Source organism: Celeribacter sp. HF31, assembly GCF_011806455.1.
Classification (GTDB): domain Bacteria; phylum Pseudomonadota; class Alphaproteobacteria; order Rhodobacterales; family Rhodobacteraceae; genus Celeribacter.
Genome location: NZ_JAATOT010000001.1, coordinates 213,334 through 233,336, shown reverse-complemented (window position 1 = coordinate 233,336; position 20,003 = coordinate 213,334). Strand labels below are relative to the sequence as shown.

Below are 20,003 nucleotides of genomic sequence, written 5' to 3'. Positions count from 1 at the left end.
AGTTACTCCGCAGGTTCGGCCGCAAAGGGCCCTTTGCTGTCATGGGTGCTCAGACGGTGCGCATGGCGTTCCATCCACTGATCTGTTTCATCGACATCCATGTAGGGACCTTTTTTGATGTATTTGATCATCAGCCCCATCTCGATGATGAAGAGCACCGAGTAGAAGATCACAAAGCCAGCAAGCGTGATCAGCAGATCGGTGATCGACAGATGCGAGGCCGACAGAGCCGTCGGCAGAACACCGTCCACGGTCCAGGGTTGACGCCCGAATTCGGCGACGAACCAGCCCAGCTCCGCGGCAATCCACGGCGTCGGGATGATGATCACAGCCGCCCGCAAGGCCCAGCGCGGGTATTGCATGCCTTTGAAGGAGGTGCGGTAGAAGAAGTAAATCATCACCGCGATGAAGCTAAAGCCCAGCCCCACCATCAGACGGAAGGCCCAGAACAGCGGCCCGACGCCCGGAACGGTGTCATCGGCGGCCATGGCGATCTGTTCATCGGTCGCTTGACGCGGATCTTCGACATAGCGCTTCAACAGCATGGCAAAGCCAAGGTCAGCAGAATGCTCTTCAAAGGTGGCACGCACTTCGACAGGCGTTGCATCGCGTTCTTCGCGGATCGTCATCAGCGCATCGTATGCAATGATGCCGGAGCGGATTTTCTCATTGGCTTCCGCCACAAGTTGATCCACGCCGGGAATTTCCTCCGTCAGAGAGCGCGTGCCGATCAGACCCATCGCGTAAGGAATATGGATGGCGTAATGCGTCTCACGCGCTTCGCGATCCGGGATGCCGACCAGCGTGAAAGAGGCCGGCGCTTCCTGCGTTTCCCACATGCCTTCGATGGCTGCGAGTTTCATCTTCTGAGTGTGCGTGGCGTTGTAGCCCGACTCGTCGCCCAGAATGACAACAGAGAAAGCCGACGCCAGACCAAAGGCGGCGGCAATCGCGATGGAGCGACGGGCCAGCTCGGTGTGGCGCCCTTTGAGCAAGTACCAGGCAGAGACACCCAGCACGAAGACCGAGGCGGTCACGTAACCCGCAGACACAGTGTGCACGAATTTGGCCTGAGCCACTTCGTTAAACACCACTTCGAAGAAGTTGGTCATCTCCATCCGCATGGTGTCCGGGTTGAACTCGGCCCCCACCGGGTTCTGCATCCAGCCGTTTGCAATGAGAATCCAGAGCGCGGAAAAGTTCGAGCCGATGGCCACAAGCCATGTGACGATCATATGCGCCACTTTCGACATCTTGTCCCAGCCAAAGAACATGAGACCCACAAAGGTCGCTTCCATGAAGAAGGCCATGAGCCCCTCGATGGCCAGCGGTGCGCCGAAAATATCGCCGACGTAGTGGCTGTAGTAGGACCAGTTCATGCCGAACTGGAACTCCATCGTGATGCCCGTCGCAACGCCCAGCACAAAGTTGATCCCGAACAGCGTGGCCCAGAATTTCGTCATTTGTCGCCAAATCGGGCGACCGGTCATGACGTAGACCGTCTCCATGATCGCCACGATGATCGACAGACCAAGCGTGAGCGGCACGAAGAGAAAGTGGTACATGGCTGTCATCGCGAATTGCAGGCGCGACAGCTCAACTAGTCCGAACTCCATGTTCCCTTGCTCCTTTTGCGCGAGAAAAAAGATGTCTCGCAGATGCATGTTTGTGGCTTCGACTTAAAGCGCCACAGGTTTGGGTACTTTGACCCATGTCAATAAATGCAATATTCCAGATATATCTTATTGTGACCGCGACATGGCGGCGCGCCCCCCGTCGTTCGGGGTGTTTTCCGTTCAATTGCGCGTGAGCGCTGACCCTTTCTGTCCCGTCTCTCGTCTCAGAGCGACAGAATCCGGTCCGCCGCCCCCTGCTCTTCCGCCCGATGTGCCGCGATCAATACCGCCGCCTCAGGCAAGGCCGCACGAATCCCCGCCAGCACCCGGTCCGAGGTCGCCGTGTCGAGCCCCTCGGTCGGCTCGTCCAACAGCAACACGGTAGGCTGCCGCAAAATCGCCCGCGCCAAAACCAGTCGCCGCGTCTCGCCGCCCGAAAGCCCCGCACCGCGTGGCCCCAAACGCGCGTCCAAGCCGCCCTTGGACACGACGACCTCATCCAGAGCCGTCGCCGCAAGCGCAGACCAAAGCGCCTCATCCGTCGCCTCCGGTGCCGCCAGACGCAGGTTCTCCGCGATCGTGCCCTGAATCAGCGCCGCCCGTTGCCCGACCAAGGTGGTCGCACCGGGTAAAAATTCCGTAACGGATTGATCGTTTAGGGAGACTTTACCGCTCAAGGGGCGCAAAGCGCCTGCGGCCAGCAACAGAACCGTGCTTTTGCCCACGCCCGACGGGCCTTTGAGCGCGACCCATTCGCCGGGCGTAACCGTAAGGTTGAAATCGGACAACACCGGCCGTGCCGTGCCGCGCGCGAAGGTTACGGAAGAGAATGAAAGACTCTGTGCCCCCTCTGGCCAAGGCAAAGCGTCGGGCCAATCCGACATCTCGGTCTGTGCCGTCACACGCCGCGCAGCCCCGACCATCCGCCCCATCTCCGCCACCGCGCGCCGCAACGGCGCCACGGTCTCCATCAGCGCCAGCGCCGTGAAAAACCCGATGGCCGCGCGCGCCGGCGTGATCTCGCCAGACGCTGCCAGCGTGCCGCCAATCCAAAGCGCCGCCGCCGCCGCCAGAGCGGAGACGACCATGAGTGCGGCGCCTGCCTGACGCTCGCGCAGATCGGTCGTGGTGGCCGCCGTTTGACGCCGCGTCTCGGCATCGCGACAGTCCGTAACCTGATCCGGCAGTTGCCCGTAGAGGGCGAGGTCTTCGCGGGTTGTGACCAGATCAATAAAGCGCGCCCGAAAGGCCTGCGCGGCACTTTCCGCGCGACGTGAGGGCACCCGCGCCCTGCGCACGCCCCAAAGCACGACGCCCAGACCGCCGAGGGTGAAAATGCCGAAAATCGCCACGGCCACACGCCAATCGACCAGCCAGGACAGCACCGCCAAGGCCAAGAGTTGTGTCGCGCCGCCGGCGATCAGCGGCAGGAACAGTCGCAAGGGCACACCGTCCAGCGCATCGACATCGGCCACGATCCGGTTGAGTGCTTGCGCGCCTCGGAGCCGGATCAAACGATCATGCGAGCGGGTCGATAGCGCCGCCAAAAGCGTGACGCGGAGTTTGGCCAGCGCCCGAAGCGTCGCATCATGGGTGAGCACACGCTCGCCGTAGCGGGTCGCGGTGCGGGTGATCGCCAGAAAGCGTACCATGGCGGAGGGACGGAACACGTCGAAGACGGCACCAGTCCCGATCAGACCGGCGGCAGAGGCCGCGACGATGAACCAGCCCGAAAGGCCCAGAAGCGAGGCGCCCATGATCAGGACCAGCGCGGACAGCGCCAGCCCGCGCAGCAAAGATGTGCGCTCGCCGCGCATCATGAGGCGGAAAATATGCCAGAGCTTAGCCATGGGCACGCTCCCCTTCTGGCGCAATCTCGATCACCTGATCCATCTTGGCGATGAGTCGCGTGTCATGAGTGGCAACGATCAGGGTCGCGCCGCGATCCGCCAGCGCCAAAAGCGCCTCGGTCACCCGGTCGGCGGTCTCATGATCGAGGTCCGCGGTGGGTTCATCCGCCAACACCACGTCGGGGCGTGCGGCCAAAGCACGGGCCAGCATCACGCGCCGCGCTTCGCCGCCCGACAGCCCCCCTCCGGTCTCGCCCAGAATGGTCAGTTCGCCCTTGGGCAGCGCTGCGAGCACCTGCTTCAGGGCCGCATCGGAGATCAATTCGGCGTTCAAAGGCGCCCCGAAAGCGATGTTGTGGCGCAGCGAGCGGCCGAGGAACATCGGCGCCTGCGGCATCCAGCCAAGGCGCGCGCGCCAAGCGTCGGCGGTGTCGTCGGAAAGCTCCTGTTCCGCAACCTCGACCGTGCCGCGGCTCGGACGTTCCAACCCTGCCAACAACCGCAAAAGCGTGGTTTTGCCTGCGCCTGATGGACCGGAAAGGGCCACCCGCGCGCCGGGGGGGATTTCGGCATCGGGGTAGGCAATCATGCGACTGCCGCGAGTCACGGAGAGATCAGAGGTGCGGATATGGGCGGGACCCGCAAGAGGCGAAACCTTGTCGCCGGTGCCCATGAGCGTCTCGGCCTCATGGGCCTGCCACGCGTCCAATTCGCCCGCGACAGCCAGCGCCGCGGCTTTGTCATGCCAGGCCGCAGAGAGATCGCGCAGCGGCTGGAAATAATCGGGCGCCAAGAGCAAAAGGAAAATCCCACCCCAAGGCGTGATACCGCCGCCATAAGCGCCCCAGCTCAGCTCACCCAAGAGCGAAAAGCCGACCCAGACGGCGACCATCGCGACGCCCAAGGCGGCGAACAATTCGAGCACGGTCGAGGACAGGAACGCGATGCGCAGCACCGCCATGGTGCGGTCGCGCAGGTCATCCGCAGCCTGTTCAAAGCGCTCGATCAGTCGCGGGGCGGCACCCAGGAGACGGATGTCAGAGAGCGCGGCCAACCGGTCGACCAGGAGATCGCCAAGAGAGCCAATTTCCTGCATCTGGCGCTCGGAGGCCTCCTTGGCAGCATACCCGACCAGCGCCATGAACACAGGGATCAGAGGCCCGGCAATCACAAAGACCAGCCCGACGGCCCAGCTTTGCCAAAAGGCGATCGCGAGGATCGCAAAAGGCACCGTCATCACGCGGGTCTGGGCGGGGGCGTAGCGCGTGATATAGGGCAACACCGCGTCGAGTTTTTCGCCCGCCAAGGCCGCCAGCGCACCGGGGCCACCCAGCGGCGAGGTGCCGAGACTGTTCGCTTCGCGCGCCAAAATCTCCTGCCGTGTCCGGGTGACGATGTTTTGGCCTGCGCGAAACAGCAGGCCTTCGGCGAGGTAATTGAGCAGCAAACGCAGCACGGCAAAGCCCAGAAAGGCGATCACGCCCGTCAGAACCGTGACACCACCCTCGCCCGTCAGAAGACGCGCAAACACGCCCGCCACGAAAGCCGCCTGCGGCAACCATAAGAGCGCCGAGAAAGCGGTCATGTAAGACGCCAGTTTGATCGCGCGGCTTTCCCCGGCCAAGAGCGCCTTGAGCCTCTGCCGCTCCGGCGCGACCGGGCGGCGTTTCTTTGGTCGTGTCATGCGCGTGTGATCCCGCTGTGCTTTATAGGCTGTGCTTTACAGTCTGTGTCCTGTTTTTACAGATCTGCTCTTTGCTGGCACGTTGCGACAAGGGATGCAATCGTATGCCGTCCATGAGCGACCTTTCTGCGGCGGGGTGTCTCACCTTGTCCTTACGTCAAAACGGGGTCGCGGGTCCTGTCATGAAAGTTTCACGCATATCTCACAGATTTCGGTTTGGCAGAATCATTTATTTCTATTATTCACGAATTATAGAAATATAAGCGAGTCCCCCATGTCCTATGACACCAGCACAGCGCCCCAAGCCTTCGCCGCCCTCGGCCACCCCGGACGCCTTTCGGTGTTTCGGCTGTTGATGCGCTTCGCCCCGCGCCCCGTGCGTCCGACGGAAATCGCCGAAGCGCTCGAGATGAAACCCAACACTCTGTCGGGCTATCTCTCCGATCTGTTGCAAACCGGGTTGATCACCGCCACGCGCGAGGGACGGTCGCTGTTTTATGGCGTGGACATGGCGCAGTGCGACGGGCTGGTCAGCTATCTGGTCAACGATTGTTGTCGCGGACGGCCCGAGATGTGTTTGAGCGCCCTGCCGGAGCGCGAGACGCGGCCCTACCGCGTGCTGTTTCTCTGTTCCGGCAATTCCGCGCGCTCGATCATGGCCGAGGCCCTGTTGAATGAACTTGGCGCCGGTCGGTTCGAGGCCTTTTCCGCGGGCACCCGGCCCAGTGCTGAGATCAACCCGCAGACCCGAGCGCTGTTGGAGCGTCACGGGCATCTCACCGCCGGGTTGCACCCAAAAGATGTGACCGAATTTCAGGGCGAAGGCGCACCCGCTTTCGATTTCACCTTCACCGTCTGCGATCTGGCCGCGAGCGAAGACTGCGCGCCGTGGATCGGTCAGCCTTTGAGCGCGCATTGGGGGCTGCCGGACCCAGTGAAAGCCACCGGATCGGAGGCCGAACGCGCATTGGCGTTTGCGCAGACCTATGACGCGCTGCGCCGCCGGATTGAGGTCTTCACCGCGCTGCCCCTCGAAAAACTCGACCGCCTGTCTCTGCAAAAGCAGATCGACGATCTCTCTGACATCTAAGGATTTATCTCATGGCTAACATTGCCCCTAAAATTGCCCTGAACGGCCTGGGCCGCATCGGGAAACTCGCGCTTCGGGATCTGTTCGACCGTGGGCTGGGCGAAAACATCGTGTTGATCAACGATCTGATGGGTGACCCGGAGCAGCATGCGCTGTTGTTGGAATTCGACTCCGTGCATGGGCGCTGGGATGCGGAGATTTCATATGACGCCGACAGTCTGACGGTGAACGGCACGCATATGATGCTGACGCGGGAGGCGCGGATCGAAAACCTGCCTTTGCGGGAATTGGGCGTCGATCTGGTGATGGACTGCACAGGGTATTTCAAGACCGCCGAGCGCATCGCGCCCTATTACGAGGCGGGCGTCAAGAAGGTGGTCGTCTCGGCGCCGGTGAAAGATGGCGGCGCGCTCAATCTCGTCTACGGGGTCAACCATGATCTCTACGATCCAGCGGCGCATGATCTGGTCACGGCAGCGTCTTGCACCACCAATTGCCTCGCGCCGGTGGTCAAGGTGATCCACGAAAACCTTGGCATCAAACACGGCTCGATCACGACGATCCATGACGTGACCAACACGCAGACCATCGTCGACCGCCCCGCCAAGGACATGCGCCGCGCGCGGGCCGCTTCGATGAACCTGATCCCGACCACGACCGGCTCGGCGACCGCGATCACGCTGATCTACCCGGAGCTGAAAGGTCGCCTCAATGGCCATGCGGTGCGGGTGCCGTTGCTCAATGCCTCGATCACCGATTGTGTATTCGAAGTCGAACGCGAAACGACCGCCGAAGAGGTCAACGCGCTGTTCAAAACGGCCTCCGAAGGCGCGCTCAAAGGCATTCTTGGCTATGAAACGCGGCCTTTGGTGTCCACGGATTACGTCAACGACCCGCGCAGCTCCATCGTGGACGCGCAATCGACCATGGTGATCAACGGGACACAGGTGAAAATTTACGCCTGGTACGACAATGAATGGGGCTATTCCTGCCGTCTTGCGGACATTGCCCGCATGGTTGCGAGTGCCATGTGATGACGACCGAAGCGGCGGAAAACCCACGTTCAAATCCAATGCGCGCCTATATGGCCGTCACGGCGGCCTATTGGGCTTTCATGCTTTCGGATGGCGCGCTCAGAATGCTCGTTCTGTTGCATTTCAACGGGCTGGGGTTTTCGCCGATCCAACTGGCGTATCTGTTCCTGTTCTACGAAATTGCGGGCATCGTCACCAACCTCTCTGCAGGTTGGTTGGCGGCACGTTTCGGTTTGACCTCAACACTTTACGCGGGACTTGTCATCCAGATCGGCGCCCTCGCCGCCTTGGCCGGGCTTGATCCCGCTTGGTCGGTCTCGGCCTCGGTGATCTACGTCATGGCAGTGCAAGGCGCCTCGGGCGTCGCCAAAGACCTCGCAAAAATGTCGTCGAAATCGGCAGTCAAGATCCTCGCCCCGAAAGGCGACGGCAGCCTCTTCAAATGGGTTGCCGTGCTCACGGGATCGAAGAACGCGGTCAAAGGATTTGGCTTTTTCTTAGGCGCCGCACTCCTGGCGCTCGCAGGTTTCAAGGCGGCGGTCTGGGGCATGGCTTTGGTCCTTGCCGTGATCCTCGTGGCGGTGGCGATCTTCATGCCCAAGGGCCTTCCGACCGGCAAAAAGGGCACCAAAATCTCGGCGATCTGGTCGAAGGATCGCCGCATCAACCAATTGTCCCTCGCGCGCATGTTCCTCTTTGGCGCGCGCGATGTCTGGTTCGTGGTCGGCATCCCGATCTATTTCAAAGCGATCTTCTCCGACGGCACGCCCGAAGGCGCGCGGCAGGCGTTTTTCATCGTCGGCGCCTTCATGGCGCTCTGGATTATCGGCTATGGCTTTGTCCAAGGCATCGCGCCAAGCTTTCTCAAAGGCGCCGCAGGAGACGACGCGGCCGGTGCGCGGATGGCCGTCAAATGGGTCGGGCTTCTGACGCCCATCCCCTTTGTCCTCGCCGCGCTCGCCTTGATCGCTGGTGCGCCGACACTTTGGCTGACGATCTCCTTGGTCGCGGGGCTCTTGCTCTTCGGCTTTGTCTTTGCTGTGAATTCCTCGGTGCATTCCTACCTCATCCTCGCCTTCTCCGGCGAGGACCGTGTGACGATGGATGTGGGCTTCTACTATATGGCCAACGCGGCGGGGCGGCTTTTGGGCACGCTTTTGTCCGGCCTCTCCTATCAGCTCGGCGGACTTTGGCTTTGCCTCGCAACTGCTGGCATAATGGCGGGGCTGAGCTTTCTCTCCGCGCGCGGCTTGGATCGGAGCATGGATCGACATTCGTCGCATTGACGGGTAAAAACCTGACCGAAAGGTCTGAAAATATGGGAAAATTCCTGAATAACTTTGCAGCAGAGCACGTAGAATGCGTAATTTGCAGAGTTTTTCCGCAATTTTGCAAAGCAAACTGACTCCTGTCGAAAAAGGGGGTTTACCAAAGGGGAAGCGGACGCTTATCACTCTGCGCCAAAGCTATGACGCCGATCCAACCGGCACTCTGTGGAGGAGACCCCATGACCACGCGCGACATCACTCTGATTGCCTTGTTTGCGGCCCTGACCGCCGTAATGGCCGTTTTCCCGCCGATTGCCCTGCCGATTCTGCCGGTGCCGATCACCGCGCAGTCTTTGGGTGTCATGCTCGCAGGCGGCATCCTCGGCGCGAAACGTGGCGGTCTGGCGATCCTTTTGCTGTTGGTGCTCGTCGCCATCGGCCTGCCGCTTTTGTCCGGCGGGCGCGGCGGACTTTCGGTGTTCTTCGGCCCGACCGCAGGCTTCCTTTTGGGCTGGCTCGTCGCCGCTTTCGTGATCGGCTGGTTGACCGAAAAATACTGGGACGGGCTGTCTTTCGTCTCCGCCACGCTAATCTGTGTGGTCGGCGGCATCGGCGTCCTTTACGCCATCGGCATTCCGGGCATCAGCCTCATGGCGGGCGTGCCGATTTCCAAGGCCTTCATAGGCTCCGTGACCTTCATCCCCGGTGACATCGTCAAGGCCCTGGTCGCCGCCGCCGTCATGGTCACGGTCAAGAAATCCTACCCGATCATCGGACAAGCCGCCTGATGTCCATGCGCTTCGACAGGGTCTCCGTGACCAAAGGCACACGCGAAATCCTGTCGGAGATCACTTTGGAGCTGACCGAGAGCCGCATTGGCGTGATCGGCAACAATGGCTCCGGGAAAAGTACATTTCTCCGGCTTTTCAACGGGTTGGAGAAACCTTCTTTCGGCACAGTGCAATTTGGGGACACCGAAGACGACCTGCGCCGTCATGTCGGCTTTATGTTCCAGAACCCCGACAATCAGATCGTTTATCCGCTGGTCGAAGAAGATCTGGCCTTTGGCCTCAAATCCCGAAAATTGCCGAAAGCCGAGGTCACCGCGCGTATCGAGCGTGTGCTCAGCGACCTGTCGCTCACCCATCTCAAAGGCCGTCTGACACATCAGCTTTCCGGCGGCGAGAAACAGATGGTCGCGCTCGCGGGCGTGCTGGTGACCGAGCCCGAAATGATCGTCTTCGACGAACCGACCACGCTTTTGGACCTGCGCAACAAGATGCAATTCATGCGCGTGCTCGCCACCCTGCCCCAGCCCGCCGTCGTGGTCTCGCATGACCTCGATCTGCTCGCGGGGTTCGACCGCGTGCTGCATATCGCAGAGGGCGGCATCTACGCTGACGGCACTCCCGAAGAGGTCATCCCCGCCTACCGGAAACTCTGCGAAGACCTGGGCGGATGCTGACGGACCTCTACATCCCCGGCGACAGCGCGTTGCACCGCGCGCGTCCGGCGTGGAAACTGGCGCTGCTGTTTCTCTACTGCACAGCGCTTTTTGTCGTCACGCATCCGGTCGTGCTGACCGTCGGGCTCGTGCTGGTCGCGCTTGGCTATGGGGCAGCCGGTCTCACCCTCCGCGACGCCTTCACCGCCATTCGCCCCGCCCTCTTTGTCCTCGCGATCATCTTCGCCGCCCAGCTCTGGCTCGCGGGTCTCGCGATGGCGGGTTATGTCACGCTTCGGCTCATGGCGCTTTTGATGGCCGCCGCTTTGGTGACCTACACGACGCGCGCCAGCGAATTCACCGAGGGCATCATCGCGCTCTTGTCCCGCGCCCCCGCGTGGGTGCCAAAGGACAAGATCGCGCTCGCCATGTCTCTGGTCTGGCGGTTCATTCCACTGATCCGCACGCAATTCGATGAGGTGCGCGAGGCACAACGCGCGCGCGGACTTGAGCGCAACATGTTGGCGCTGGTGGTGCCTTTGGTCGTGCGCACACTCAAGACCGCCGATGAGGTCGCGGAGGCGATCACCGCGCGGTCTCTGGACTAAAAACCCGCTTAAAGGACCCGGCGCAATCCCGATTGCACTTTCAAAAGCCGCGGCAGGTAGGTCGGCACCAAAGCATGCGCCTTGTCCTGCGTCGCGGCCATGCCGGTGTTGAGCGCGGCGACGATCCGCCCCTGCCCGTCCACCAGTGGCACGGCGATGGAGCGCAGCCCAATCTCCACCTCCTGATCGTTGATCGCATAGCCCTGGGCATGCGCCTCTTCGATGCGTTTCATGACCTCCTCCGGGTCGGTGACGCTAAACTTCGTGCGGGGCGACAGGTCGGAGGCCTCGACAATCGCGCGGGCTTCGGTGGCAGGCAAAGCCCCCAACAGGATGCGCCCCATCGAGGTGCAATGCGCCGGCAAACGCGAGCCGGGCATCAACCCGATGGACATCACCCGCTTCTGCGCCGCGCGGGCGAGATAGACGATTTCTGTACCGTCAAGGATCGACACGGAACAACTCTGGCCGATCTGTTCGGTCAGTTGATCGAGCCAGGGCTGCACGATCTGCGGCAGAGGCAGGGACGAGATCGCCCCCATCCCCAACCGCAAGGTGCGCGGCGTGAGCGTGAAAAACTTGCCGTCGTAATCCGCGTAACCTTCGGCGTGCAGCGTCAAAAGACAGCGCCGCGAGGTGGCCCGGTCAAGCCCGGTCAGTTTGGACACATCGGTGATCGACAGCTTCGGCGCCTCGGCCCCGAAACATTCGAGAACCCGCAGGCCTTTTGCCAAAGATGAGATGGTATCGGAGGATTTGTTCGTCGTTTTGTTCACCATGCGAACGACTTTTCGCATGATCCGAACAAATGTCAAGATGCGCACAAAATGACTCGTCTCCGCAGCGGCACGGGCGTAGATCGACGTCATAATCTGGAGGTTCTCATGGATAAAACCATCTCTACCGTGGCCGAGGCGGTCGCGGATATCCCCGATGGCGCACAGGTGATGATCGGCGGTTTCGGCGGCTCCGGCGCGCCGATCGAGCTCATTCACGCGCTGATCGACCGCTTCCGCGCCACCGGCAGCCCGAAAAACATCACCGTGATCAACAACAACGCGGGCAACGGCTACATCGGCATCGCCGCGATGATCAAGGCAGGCATGGTCAAGAAAATGATCTGTTCTTTCCCGCGCTCGTCCAACGCCGAGGCGTTCAACGAGAAATTCCTCGCGGGCGAGATCGAGCTTGAACTGGTGCCGCAGGGCACATTGGCCGAACGCATCCGCGCCACTGGTGCGGGCATCCCGGCGTTTTACACGCCGACCTCTTTCGGCACGGAACTGGCCGAAGGCAAGCCCACCGAAGAGTTCGACGGCAAAATGTATGTCCGCGAGCGCTGGCTGAAGGCCGATTTCGCGCTGATCAAGGGTCAGATGGGCGACACGGTCGGCAACATGACCTACCGCATGGCAGGCCGCAACTTTAACCCGCTGATGGCAATGGCCGCCGCCAAAACCATCGCGCAGGTCTCTGAGTTGGGTGAGCCGGGGTCGATTGATCCGCAACAGGTGATCACCCCCGGCATTTTCGTGGACGCCATCGTAGAAGTTGCACAACCTCAACAAGAAGAAGTGCTGGTGCGCACAGGAGTGGTCTATTGATGTCCGATTTCAACATTATGGCAGACAAGCTCTCCAACGCCCAAATCGCCTGGCGCGCCGCGCAAGACATTGAGGACGGCTCCTATGTGAACCTCGGCATCGGCTTTCCCGAGATGATCGCCAAGTTCCAGCCCGAAGGCCGCGATGTCACCTATCACACCGAAAACGGCGTGTTGGGCTTTGGCAAAGCGCCGAAAGACGGCGAAGAAGACTGGGACCTGATCAACGCCGGTAAAACAGCGATCACGCTCAATCCCGGCGCGTCGTTTTTCCACCATGCCGACAGTTTCTCCATGGTTCGTGGGGGGCACTTGGACCTCGCTGTGCTGGGCGCCTATCAGGTCGCGCAAAACGGCGATCTCGCCAATTGGCGCGTCGGTTCCAAAGGTGTTCCAGCCGTGGGCGGCGCGATGGATCTTGTCCATGGCGCGAAACGTGTGGCCGTGGTCACCGATCACGTCACCAAAGATGGCGGCCCGAAGTTGGTCGAGACGTGCACCTTCCCGCTCACCGGTGTGGGCTGTGTGACCCGTGTCTACACCTCTCTGGCGGTGATCGACATCGAAGGCGGCAAGTTCATCCTGCGCGAAAAACTGCCCGGCCTTTCGATGGAGGCGCTGCAAGCCGTCACCGGCGCGACGCTTCACACCGAGGGCGACGTGCTTGATCTGATTGTCCCGCAAGATTTGTAAGGAGGACCTGTGATGACCGACGTTTACATCTGTGACTATATCCGCACGCCTGTGGGCCGTTACGGCGGCGCGCTGTCTTCCGTTCGGGCCGATGATTTGGGGGCTATCCCTTTGAAAGCCTTGGCGGACCGCAACCCGTCGATGGACCTCGCGGCGATTGACGACGTGATCTTCGGCTGCGCCAACCAGGCGGGCGAGGACAACCGCAACGTCGCGCGCATGTCGCTTTTGCTGGCGGGCTATCCCGACTCTGTGTCCGGCACGACGATGAACCGGCTCTGCGGTTCCGGCATGGATGCGATCATCGCGGGCGCACGCGCCATCAAAGCGGGTGAAGCCGATCTGATCATCGCGGGCGGCGTCGAGAGCATGTCCCGCGCGCCTTTCGTGATGCCGAAGGCCGAAACCGCATTTTCGCGCGCCAATGCCGTCTATGACACGACCATCGGCTGGCGCTTTGTGAACAAGCGCATGTTGGCGCAATACGGCGTGGATTCCATGCCCGAAACCGCCGAAAACGTCGCCGAGGATTTCAATATCTCTCGCGAAGATCAGGACCTTTTTGCGCTTCGCTCGCAGCAAAAAGCGGGTGCCGCAATGGCGAATGGGCGTCTCACGAAAGAGATTGTTCCCGTGACCATCCCGCAGCGCAAGGGCGATCCGGTTGTGGTCTCAGAGGACGAGCACCCGCGCCCGTCCACCACGTTGGACGCGCTGGCCAAGCTCAAGACTTTTGTCAAAGCCGACGGGACGGTGACGGCGGGCAACTCCTCGGGCGTGAACGATGGCGCGGCTGCGCTGATCCTCGCCACGAAAGAGGCCGCCGAGAAACACGGTCTGACACCCATCGCCAAGGTGCTGGGCGGGGCCGCCGCCGGTGTGCCCCCGCGGATCATGGGCTTTGGACCGGCACCCGCGTCGAAGAAACTGATGGCGCGTCTGGGTCTCAAACAGGAAGACTTCGCGGTGATCGAACTCAATGAAGCCTTCGCTTCGCAGGGCCTCGCCACGCTGCGCGATCTTGGCATTGCGGACGACGACCCGCGCGTGAACCCCAACGGCGGTGCGATTGCCATCGGCCACCCGCTGGGCATGTCCGGCGCGCGGATCACCGGCACGGCGATGTTGGAGCTGAAACCGGGAGAGAAGTCGCTCTCGACCATGTGCATTGGCGTCGGCCAAGGCATCGCGATTGCGCTCGAAGCCGTCTAACGCTTTCAGCGGGCGGAGAAATCCTTCGCCCGCCGATGCAACAGGCTGGCCAGAAAATCCGCCGGACTATCCCGCGTGAAATCGAATTTCCGCGTCAAGCCCACTGCCCCCGTCATATAATCCACGCCGAGATCGAGCGTCGCAAGACGCCCCTCGGACAACTCGCGCTCGACCACGCCGCGCGAGATAAACCAGAGCATGTCGGAGCGTTCCACGAGTGGCAAGCCCACAGGCCGCGCCACGGTTTCAAAGCGCACATCCACACGCTCCTCCAGCCCCGCCGCAATGAGATATTGCATCACCTGCTGGCGAATGATCGAACCGGGATTGGGCAGGATCACCGGGTAACGCCGAAGCGCCTCAACGGGGGAGAGGCCTAGCCCCGGATGATCCTTGCGCCCGACCAAGAGCACGGTTTCGTCGTAGAGATATTCGAACGACAGCCCCGTCATCTCGCGCGCGGGCGCCATGCGCCCGACCACCAAATCCAAGCCGCCGGAACGCATGCGATCAATGAGATAGCGGTTCGGCCCGGTGATGACGGCGATGCGCGCGTCGGGGCGCAATTCCGAGAATTCCAGCGCCACGGCGGGAAACAATCCGCTCGCCACCGTCGGCAAGACGCCCACCTTGACCACATCCATCCGCCCGCCGCCCGTCAGCGCCCGCACCCCGGCCTCAAGACTTTGCAAAGACGACAGCGCATGACGGCGAAAGGCCTCGCCCGCAGGGGTCAAAACCGCCTGCCGCCCGGTGCGGGTGAAGAGCTCCGTGCCCAACTGCGTCTCCAACTCGCCAATGGTTTTCGACAGCGCCGGTTGCGACACATTCCGCGCCCGCGCCGCAGCCGAGATCGTGCCCGCTTCCGCCACCGCCAGAAACGCTTCGAGATGGCGCAGTTTCATGCCGTTAGGTATGTTCATTTGGTTATGCTTTTTGCATCATATTGTATTTTTCACAGCGAAACACTTATGGCAATCTGACGAAAAGGGAAGAGAAGAATGCACGCACTCACACGCGACTGGGGCACCATGCATGTCCGCCACAAGGGCGGAACCGGGCCTGCCTTGGTCTTTATCAATTCACTCGGCACCGATTTGCGGATGTGGGACGCGGTTTGCGCGCAGCTGCCGCAAGACTGGGCCACGCTGCGCATGGACAAGCGCGGGCATGGCCTGTCAGAGACCGCGCCTGAGGGCTACGGCATCCCGGATCTGGCCGAGGACGTGATCGCCGCGATGGATGACGCGGGGCTTGCGACGGCCATTCTGGTCGGCTGCTCCATCGGCGGGCTGATCGCACAACATGTGGCGCTCATGGCGCCGGAGCGGGTCACCGGGCTGGTCCTGTCGAACACCGCGTCGACGCTGGGCGCCGCAGAGGGCTGGCGCACCCGCATTGAGGCCATTCGTGAAAACGGCATGGCGGCGATGGCCGAGGGCATCCTGCCGCGCTGGTTCGGTCCCACAATGCTTGCCCATCCGAACGCGCCTTTGTGGCGGACACTTTTGGCGCGCACCGATCAGGACGGCTACATCGCCACCTGCGCCGCGATTGCCGGGACCGACATCACGGACCGTTTGGGCGAGATCACCCAGCCCGCGCTGGTGTTTGGTGGCAAACACGATCTGGCGACCCCGCCCGAGGTGGTCGAAGCGCTGGCCCGCGCCCTGCCCCGCGCCGATCTGGTGATGTTCGACACCACCGGGCACCTGCCCGCCATTGAGGCCCCGGAGGCCTTTGCCGAGGCATTGACGAAATTCGTGGAAAGGATCGCGAAATGACCGAGAAAAACGTAAGCGAGAAATTCGATCAAGGGATGAAAACGCGGCGCGAGGTTCTGGGCGATGCCCATGTTGACCGCGCCGAGGCCGCGAAGACCGAGTTCGACCTGCCGTTCCAAACCCTCATCACCGAGGGTGCCTGGGGGACCGTGTGGTCCTCGGACAAAATCTCGCGCCGTGAGCGGTCTATGCTGACCATCGCGCTTTTGGCGGCGACCGGAAATTTCGAGGAAATTCCAATGCATATCCGTGCCACCGCGCGCACGGGTGCGACGAAAGACGACGTGGCGGAGGCGCTGCAACACGTCGCAATTTATGCCGGTGTGCCGAAGGCGAACCACGCGCTCAAGCTTGCCAAACAGACCTATGCGGACATGGAGGAGACCCAATGACCAGCCTGATCAAAGATCAGGGCCCGCTGATCCCGCGCAACCGCGCGATTCACCCGGAGCCCTATGACCCGAATTACAAGACATCCGTGTCGCGTTCCCCGAACCTGCCGCTTTTGTCGATGGAAAGCTCTCCCTCGGAAGAGACCGGGCCGACCTTTGGCCACGGCAAGCTCGGCGCTTTGGACAACAACCTGATCCTGAACTGGACCAAGGGCGCGGCCCCTGCCGTGGGCGAACGCATTCTGATGCATGGTCGGGTCTTGGACGAGAACAACCGTCCCGTGCCGCACACTCTGGTGGAGATTTGGCAGGCCAACGCCGGTGGTCGCTATCGTCACAAGAAAGACACCTATTTCGCGCCGCTCGACCCGAATTTCGGCGGTTGTGGCCGGACCATCACCGATGAAAACGGGTACTATGAGTTCCTGACCGTGCGCCCCGGTGCCTACCCCTGGCCGAACCGCGCGAACGACTGGCGTCCGATGCACATCCACATCTCGGTCTATGGCCACAGCTTTGGCCAGCGGTTGATCACGCAGATGTATTTCGAAGGCGATCCGCTCATCAATCACTGCCCGATTGCCGCGACGATCAAAGATCGCAGCTCGCTCGACCGCCTCGTCGCGCCACTCGATTTCTCGAAATCGCGTCCGCTCGATTTCCTCGCCTATAAATTCGACATCGTGCTGCGCGGCCGCCGCCAGACCATGTTCGAAAACAAGATGGAGGGCATGTAATCATGGTCCAGAAACTCGACACCCTGATTGAGACCGCGTCCCAGACGGCGGGCCCCTACGTCCACATCGGATTGATGCCGACCTATGCGGGCAACGGCGGCTATTACGACGAAGAGATCGGCACCACGCCTTTCACAGATGAGAGCAAAGCCAAGGGCGAGATCATCGAGATCGTTGGCTCCGTCTTTGACGGCACCGGCTGGGCGCTGCGCGATGCGTTGATCGAGAGCTGGCAATGTGACGCGGCGGGCGTTTTCCCGGGCGAAGAGGGCGCGGACCCGGCCTTTACCGGCCATTGCCGCTTTGCCGCCGATGCGGTGAGCGGTGAGTTCACGCTGCGCACCGTGAAACCCGGTTCCTACAAAGGCCGTGGTGGCGTGATGAGCGCGCCGCATATCTCGCTTTGGGTGGTTGCGCGTGGCATCAACATCGGGCTGAACACCCGGATTTATTTCGAGGATGAGGACAACGCAAACGATCCGCTGTTGAACCGGATCGAACAGCGTCCGCGCGTTAATACACTGATCGCGAAGAAGACCGGAGAGGGCAAATACCGCTTTGACATCCGCCTTCAGGGCGACCGCGAAACCGTGTTCCTCGACATCTGAGCGAAAACCTGACGGTATGGAGGGGGCGGCTTCGGTCGCCCCTCTTGGTCTGACAAAGGAAGAAAAATGAGCCTGAGCGTCTTCGATCACCCCTGGCTGTCCGGTCTGTTTGGCGACCCTGAGATGGCCGCGGTCCTCGCGCCCGAGCGCCAGATGGCGCATATGTTGGCGTTTGAGGCGGCGTGGTCGCGAGCCTGTGGCAAGGCCGGGTTGTTCGAGGCGACACAGGCCGAAGAGGCGGCGGTTGCGATTGAGACGGCTGAGATTGATCTGGCCGATATTGCCGCAGGCATGGCGCAAGACGGCGTGCCAATTCCGCGTCTGGTGACACAGTTGAAAGCCCTCGCACCGGCGGAAGCCGTGCATAAAGGCGCCACCTCTCAGGATGTGGTGGACACGGCGCTGGTGCTCGCATTGCGCGAAGCGTCTTTCCTGATCGCCGGGCGATTGATGGAGCTGGAAACCCATCTCAAGGCGCTTGACGACCGCTTTGGCGACGCCCCACTGATGGGCCGCACCCGGATGCAGGCGGCGACCGAGATCACCGTGCGCGACCGTGTTCTGGCCTGGCGTCTGCCGATTTCGGATCATCTCAAGACACTGGATCAAAAACGCGCCGATGTTGAAAAAGTACAAGTTGGCGGTGCCTCCGGGGATCGCAAAGCGCTTGCCGACAAGGGTGATTTTGTCGTCTCTGAGGTGGCGAAAACCTTGGGTCTCGCGCCCACGGACAAGAGCTGGCAGACCATGCGGCACGGGATCGCGGGCTATGCTTCGTTTCTCTCGCTTGTGACCGGATCTTTGGGGAAAATCGGCCAGGATATTGCGCTTATGGCGCAGCAAGGCATTGAATGCGTTTCGATTTCCGGCGCGGGGGGCTCCTCCGCCATGCCGCACAAACAAAATCCGGTCGCAGCCGAGCTTTTGGTCACTCTGGCGCGCTATAACGCCACGCAAGTCAGCGCCATGCACCATGCGGTCGTGCATGAACAGGAACGCTCCGGCACGGCTTGGAGCCTTGAGTGGATGGTGCTGCCGCAGATGCTGATGGCCACGGGGCGCTCGCTCTCCATGGCCATTCAACTTGTTCAAAACATTCAAAGATTGGGCGACCCGGCGTAACCCGCCGGGCCGTTTATCTTAGAACGGCAGACCGATGTAATTCTCTGCCAGATCACGCCGCGCGGTCTCGGACGTCGCCAGATGGGTCAGCGTCGCCTTGCGCATCTGCTCTGCAAAAGCGTCCTCGTCCTCGAACCGGTGCAGCATGGTGGTCATCTGCCAGCTGAACCGCATCGCTTTCCAAATCCGCTCCAGCGCGCGGGCGGAATATTCGTCCACGCCGGTCTTGCTGTCCCCCGTCACCGCGTCGATCAGCGCCGTGTAGAGATAGTACACGTCTGAGGCGGCAAGGTTCAGCCCCTTCGCCCCCGTCGGCGGCACGATATGGGCGCTGTCACCCACCAAAAACAGATTGCCCCAACGCAGCGGCTCGGACACGAAACTGCGCAGCGGCGCGATACTTTTTTCAATCGACGGCCCGGTGACGAGACGGCGCGCGGCCTCCGACGGAATACGCCGCGAGAACTCATCCCAAAAGCGTTGATCCGACCAATCCTCGACCTTATCCGTGAGCGGCACCTGCACATAATAGCGCACGAGGTTTTCGTTGCGCATCGAGGCAAGCGCGAAGCCGTGGCGGGAATTCGAATAGATCAACTCGTCATGCACCGGCGGGGTTTCCGACAGAATCCCAAGCCAGCCAAAGGGATAGACGCGTTCGAACTCCCGACGCTTCTCTTCGGGAATGGTTTTGCGCGACACGCCGTGGAAGCCATCGCAGCCCGCCACATAAAGGCACTCAAGCCGCTTGCGCGTGCCCTCATGGGTGAACTCGACATAGGATTTCGCCTGATCGAGATCGTGAATTTCCACGTCGGACACCTCATGCAGCACGGTCGTGCCCATGGCGTCCTGCGCATTGTACAAATCCGTTGTCACCTCCGTCTGGCCGTAAACCATGACCTGCTTGCCGGTCAGATCTTTGAAGTCGATGTGCACCATCAACTCCTCGTCGGTCAGGTAACAGCCGTCATGCGGGATACCCTCAGCCTCCATTCGCGCGCCGACACCCGCCTCGCGGAGCAATTCGACAGTGCCCCACTCAAGGATGCCTGCCCGGATACGGGCCAAAACGTGATCTCGGGTGGATCGTTCGAGAATGACGGTCTCGATCCCCGCTTTGTTCAAAAGCTGCGACAAAAGCAGGCCGGATGGGCCGCCGCCGATGATGGCGACCTGGGTGGTCAAAGTGGTCATATGCGTCTCCTCCAATTTGAGAAGACTTTAAAACGCACGGCGCGACATCGGAATGGACCCG

Annotated in this window: 20 protein-coding genes; 14 read left to right on the top strand and 6 right to left on the bottom strand. The window is 61.5% G+C overall.

From position 1 onward, the window contains the following. Nucleotides 1-2: 2 nt before the first annotated feature. The 3 genes from HCZ23_RS01170 to cydD all read right to left on the bottom strand — a co-directional run bounded on the left by HCZ23_RS01170 (nt 3) and on the right by cydD (nt 5,150). Nucleotides 3-1,616 (bottom strand): cytochrome ubiquinol oxidase subunit I, encoded by a 1,614-nt coding sequence (locus HCZ23_RS01170; RefSeq protein ID WP_167599870.1) that lies wholly within the window; start codon nt 1,614-1,616, stop codon nt 3-5. Nucleotides 1,617-1,840: 224 nt separating this feature from the next. Next, nucleotides 1,841-3,466, bottom strand: coding sequence for a thiol reductant ABC exporter subunit CydC (gene cydC, locus HCZ23_RS01165; protein WP_167599869.1), 1,626 nt, complete (start codon nt 3,464-3,466; stop codon nt 1,841-1,843). After that, entirely contained in the window at nt 3,459-5,150 is a 1,692-nt protein-coding gene (gene cydD, locus HCZ23_RS01160) for a thiol reductant ABC exporter subunit CydD (protein ID WP_167599868.1), read from the bottom strand. The genes cydC and cydD overlap by 8 nt, the downstream gene beginning before the upstream one ends. Before the next feature lie 274 nt (nt 5,151-5,424). On the opposite strand from cydD, the gene HCZ23_RS01155 reads away from it, so the two are divergent. The 6 genes from HCZ23_RS01155 (at nt 5,425) to HCZ23_RS01130 (ending at nt 10,594) form a co-directional block, all read left to right on the top strand. After that, the gene (locus tag HCZ23_RS01155) at nt 5,425-6,240 is read left to right on the top strand and encodes a helix-turn-helix domain-containing protein (protein ID WP_167599867.1); all 816 of its coding nucleotides are present in this window, start codon (nt 5,425-5,427) and stop codon (nt 6,238-6,240) included. 11 nt (nt 6,241-6,251) lie between these two features. Beyond that, nucleotides 6,252-7,274, top strand: coding sequence for an ArsJ-associated glyceraldehyde-3-phosphate dehydrogenase (locus tag HCZ23_RS01150; RefSeq protein ID WP_167599866.1), 1,023 nt, complete (start codon nt 6,252-6,254; stop codon nt 7,272-7,274). After that, the gene (gene arsJ / locus HCZ23_RS01145) at nt 7,274-8,560 is read left to right on the top strand and encodes an organoarsenical effux MFS transporter ArsJ (protein ID WP_167599865.1); all 1,287 of its coding nucleotides are present in this window, start codon (nt 7,274-7,276) and stop codon (nt 8,558-8,560) included. Before HCZ23_RS01150 ends, arsJ begins: the two co-directional genes overlap by 1 nt. A gap of 221 nt (nt 8,561-8,781) precedes the next feature. Then, nucleotides 8,782-9,330, top strand: a complete 549-nt coding sequence (locus tag HCZ23_RS01140) for a biotin transporter BioY (RefSeq protein WP_167599864.1) — start codon at nt 8,782-8,784, stop codon at nt 9,328-9,330. After that, entirely contained in the window at nt 9,330-10,007 is a 678-nt protein-coding gene (locus tag HCZ23_RS01135) for an energy-coupling factor ABC transporter ATP-binding protein (RefSeq protein WP_167599863.1), read from the top strand. The genes HCZ23_RS01140 and HCZ23_RS01135 overlap by 1 nt, the downstream gene beginning before the upstream one ends. Then, nucleotides 10,001-10,594: an energy-coupling factor transporter transmembrane protein EcfT gene (locus HCZ23_RS01130; RefSeq protein WP_167599862.1), complete on the top strand. Its 594-nt coding sequence runs from the start codon at nt 10,001-10,003 to the stop codon at nt 10,592-10,594. The genes HCZ23_RS01135 and HCZ23_RS01130 overlap by 7 nt, the downstream gene beginning before the upstream one ends. 8 nt (nt 10,595-10,602) lie before the next feature. Here HCZ23_RS01130 and HCZ23_RS01125 read toward each other — a convergent pair whose 3' ends face one another. After that, complete coding sequence (locus HCZ23_RS01125; RefSeq protein WP_167599861.1) at nt 10,603-11,373, bottom strand: IclR family transcriptional regulator C-terminal domain-containing protein; 771 nt, start codon at nt 11,371-11,373, stop codon at nt 10,603-10,605. 105 nt (nt 11,374-11,478) lie between these two features. Between HCZ23_RS01125 and HCZ23_RS01120 the strand changes: the two genes are divergently transcribed. Genes HCZ23_RS01120 through pcaF form a run of 3 tightly spaced genes read left to right on the top strand, consistent with a single transcriptional unit; the run spans nt 11,479 to nt 14,102 of the window. After that, nucleotides 11,479-12,198 (top strand): 3-oxoacid CoA-transferase subunit A, encoded by a 720-nt coding sequence (locus HCZ23_RS01120; protein WP_167599860.1) that lies wholly within the window; start codon nt 11,479-11,481, stop codon nt 12,196-12,198. A gap of 17 nt (nt 12,199-12,215) precedes the next feature. After that, complete coding sequence (locus HCZ23_RS01115; RefSeq protein ID WP_167600280.1) at nt 12,216-12,890, top strand: 3-oxoacid CoA-transferase subunit B; 675 nt, start codon at nt 12,216-12,218, stop codon at nt 12,888-12,890. A 12-nt stretch (nt 12,891-12,902) separates the two neighbouring features. Then, nucleotides 12,903-14,102 (top strand): 3-oxoadipyl-CoA thiolase, encoded by a 1,200-nt coding sequence (gene pcaF, locus HCZ23_RS01110; RefSeq protein WP_167599859.1) that lies wholly within the window; start codon nt 12,903-12,905, stop codon nt 14,100-14,102. A gap of 5 nt (nt 14,103-14,107) precedes the next feature. On the opposite strand, the gene HCZ23_RS01105 is transcribed toward pcaF, so the two are convergent. Further along, a complete protein-coding gene (locus HCZ23_RS01105) occupies nt 14,108-15,025 on the bottom strand; it encodes a LysR substrate-binding domain-containing protein (protein ID WP_167599858.1) in 918 nt (305 codons plus the stop codon). Nucleotides 15,026-15,103: 78 nt separating this feature from the next. Here HCZ23_RS01105 and pcaD point away from each other — a divergent pair, with 78 nt between their 5' ends. The 5 genes from pcaD to HCZ23_RS01080 all read left to right on the top strand — a co-directional run bounded on the left by pcaD (nt 15,104) and on the right by HCZ23_RS01080 (nt 18,745). Continuing rightward, nucleotides 15,104-15,886: a 3-oxoadipate enol-lactonase gene (gene pcaD, locus HCZ23_RS01100; RefSeq protein WP_167599857.1), complete on the top strand. Its 783-nt coding sequence runs from the start codon at nt 15,104-15,106 to the stop codon at nt 15,884-15,886. Next, nucleotides 15,883-16,278 (top strand): 4-carboxymuconolactone decarboxylase, encoded by a 396-nt coding sequence (gene pcaC, locus HCZ23_RS01095; protein WP_167599856.1) that lies wholly within the window; start codon nt 15,883-15,885, stop codon nt 16,276-16,278. Before pcaD ends, pcaC begins: the two co-directional genes overlap by 4 nt. After that, the gene (gene pcaH, locus HCZ23_RS01090) at nt 16,275-17,015 is read left to right on the top strand and encodes a protocatechuate 3,4-dioxygenase subunit beta (protein ID WP_175580856.1); all 741 of its coding nucleotides are present in this window, start codon (nt 16,275-16,277) and stop codon (nt 17,013-17,015) included. The genes pcaC and pcaH overlap by 4 nt, the downstream gene beginning before the upstream one ends. A gap of 2 nt (nt 17,016-17,017) precedes the next feature. Then, entirely contained in the window at nt 17,018-17,623 is a 606-nt protein-coding gene (gene pcaG, locus HCZ23_RS01085) for a protocatechuate 3,4-dioxygenase subunit alpha (protein WP_167599855.1), read from the top strand. Between the two features lie 66 nt (nt 17,624-17,689). Then, on the top strand, nt 17,690-18,745 hold the full coding sequence (locus HCZ23_RS01080) for a 3-carboxy-cis,cis-muconate cycloisomerase (protein WP_167599854.1): 1,056 nt from the start codon (nt 17,690-17,692) through the stop codon (nt 18,743-18,745). Between the two features lie 18 nt (nt 18,746-18,763). Here the strand turns inward: HCZ23_RS01080 and pobA are convergent, their stop codons facing one another. Then, entirely contained in the window at nt 18,764-19,942 is a 1,179-nt protein-coding gene (pobA, locus tag HCZ23_RS01075; protein WP_167599853.1) for a 4-hydroxybenzoate 3-monooxygenase, read from the bottom strand. Nucleotides 19,943-20,003: the final 61 nt, after the last annotated feature.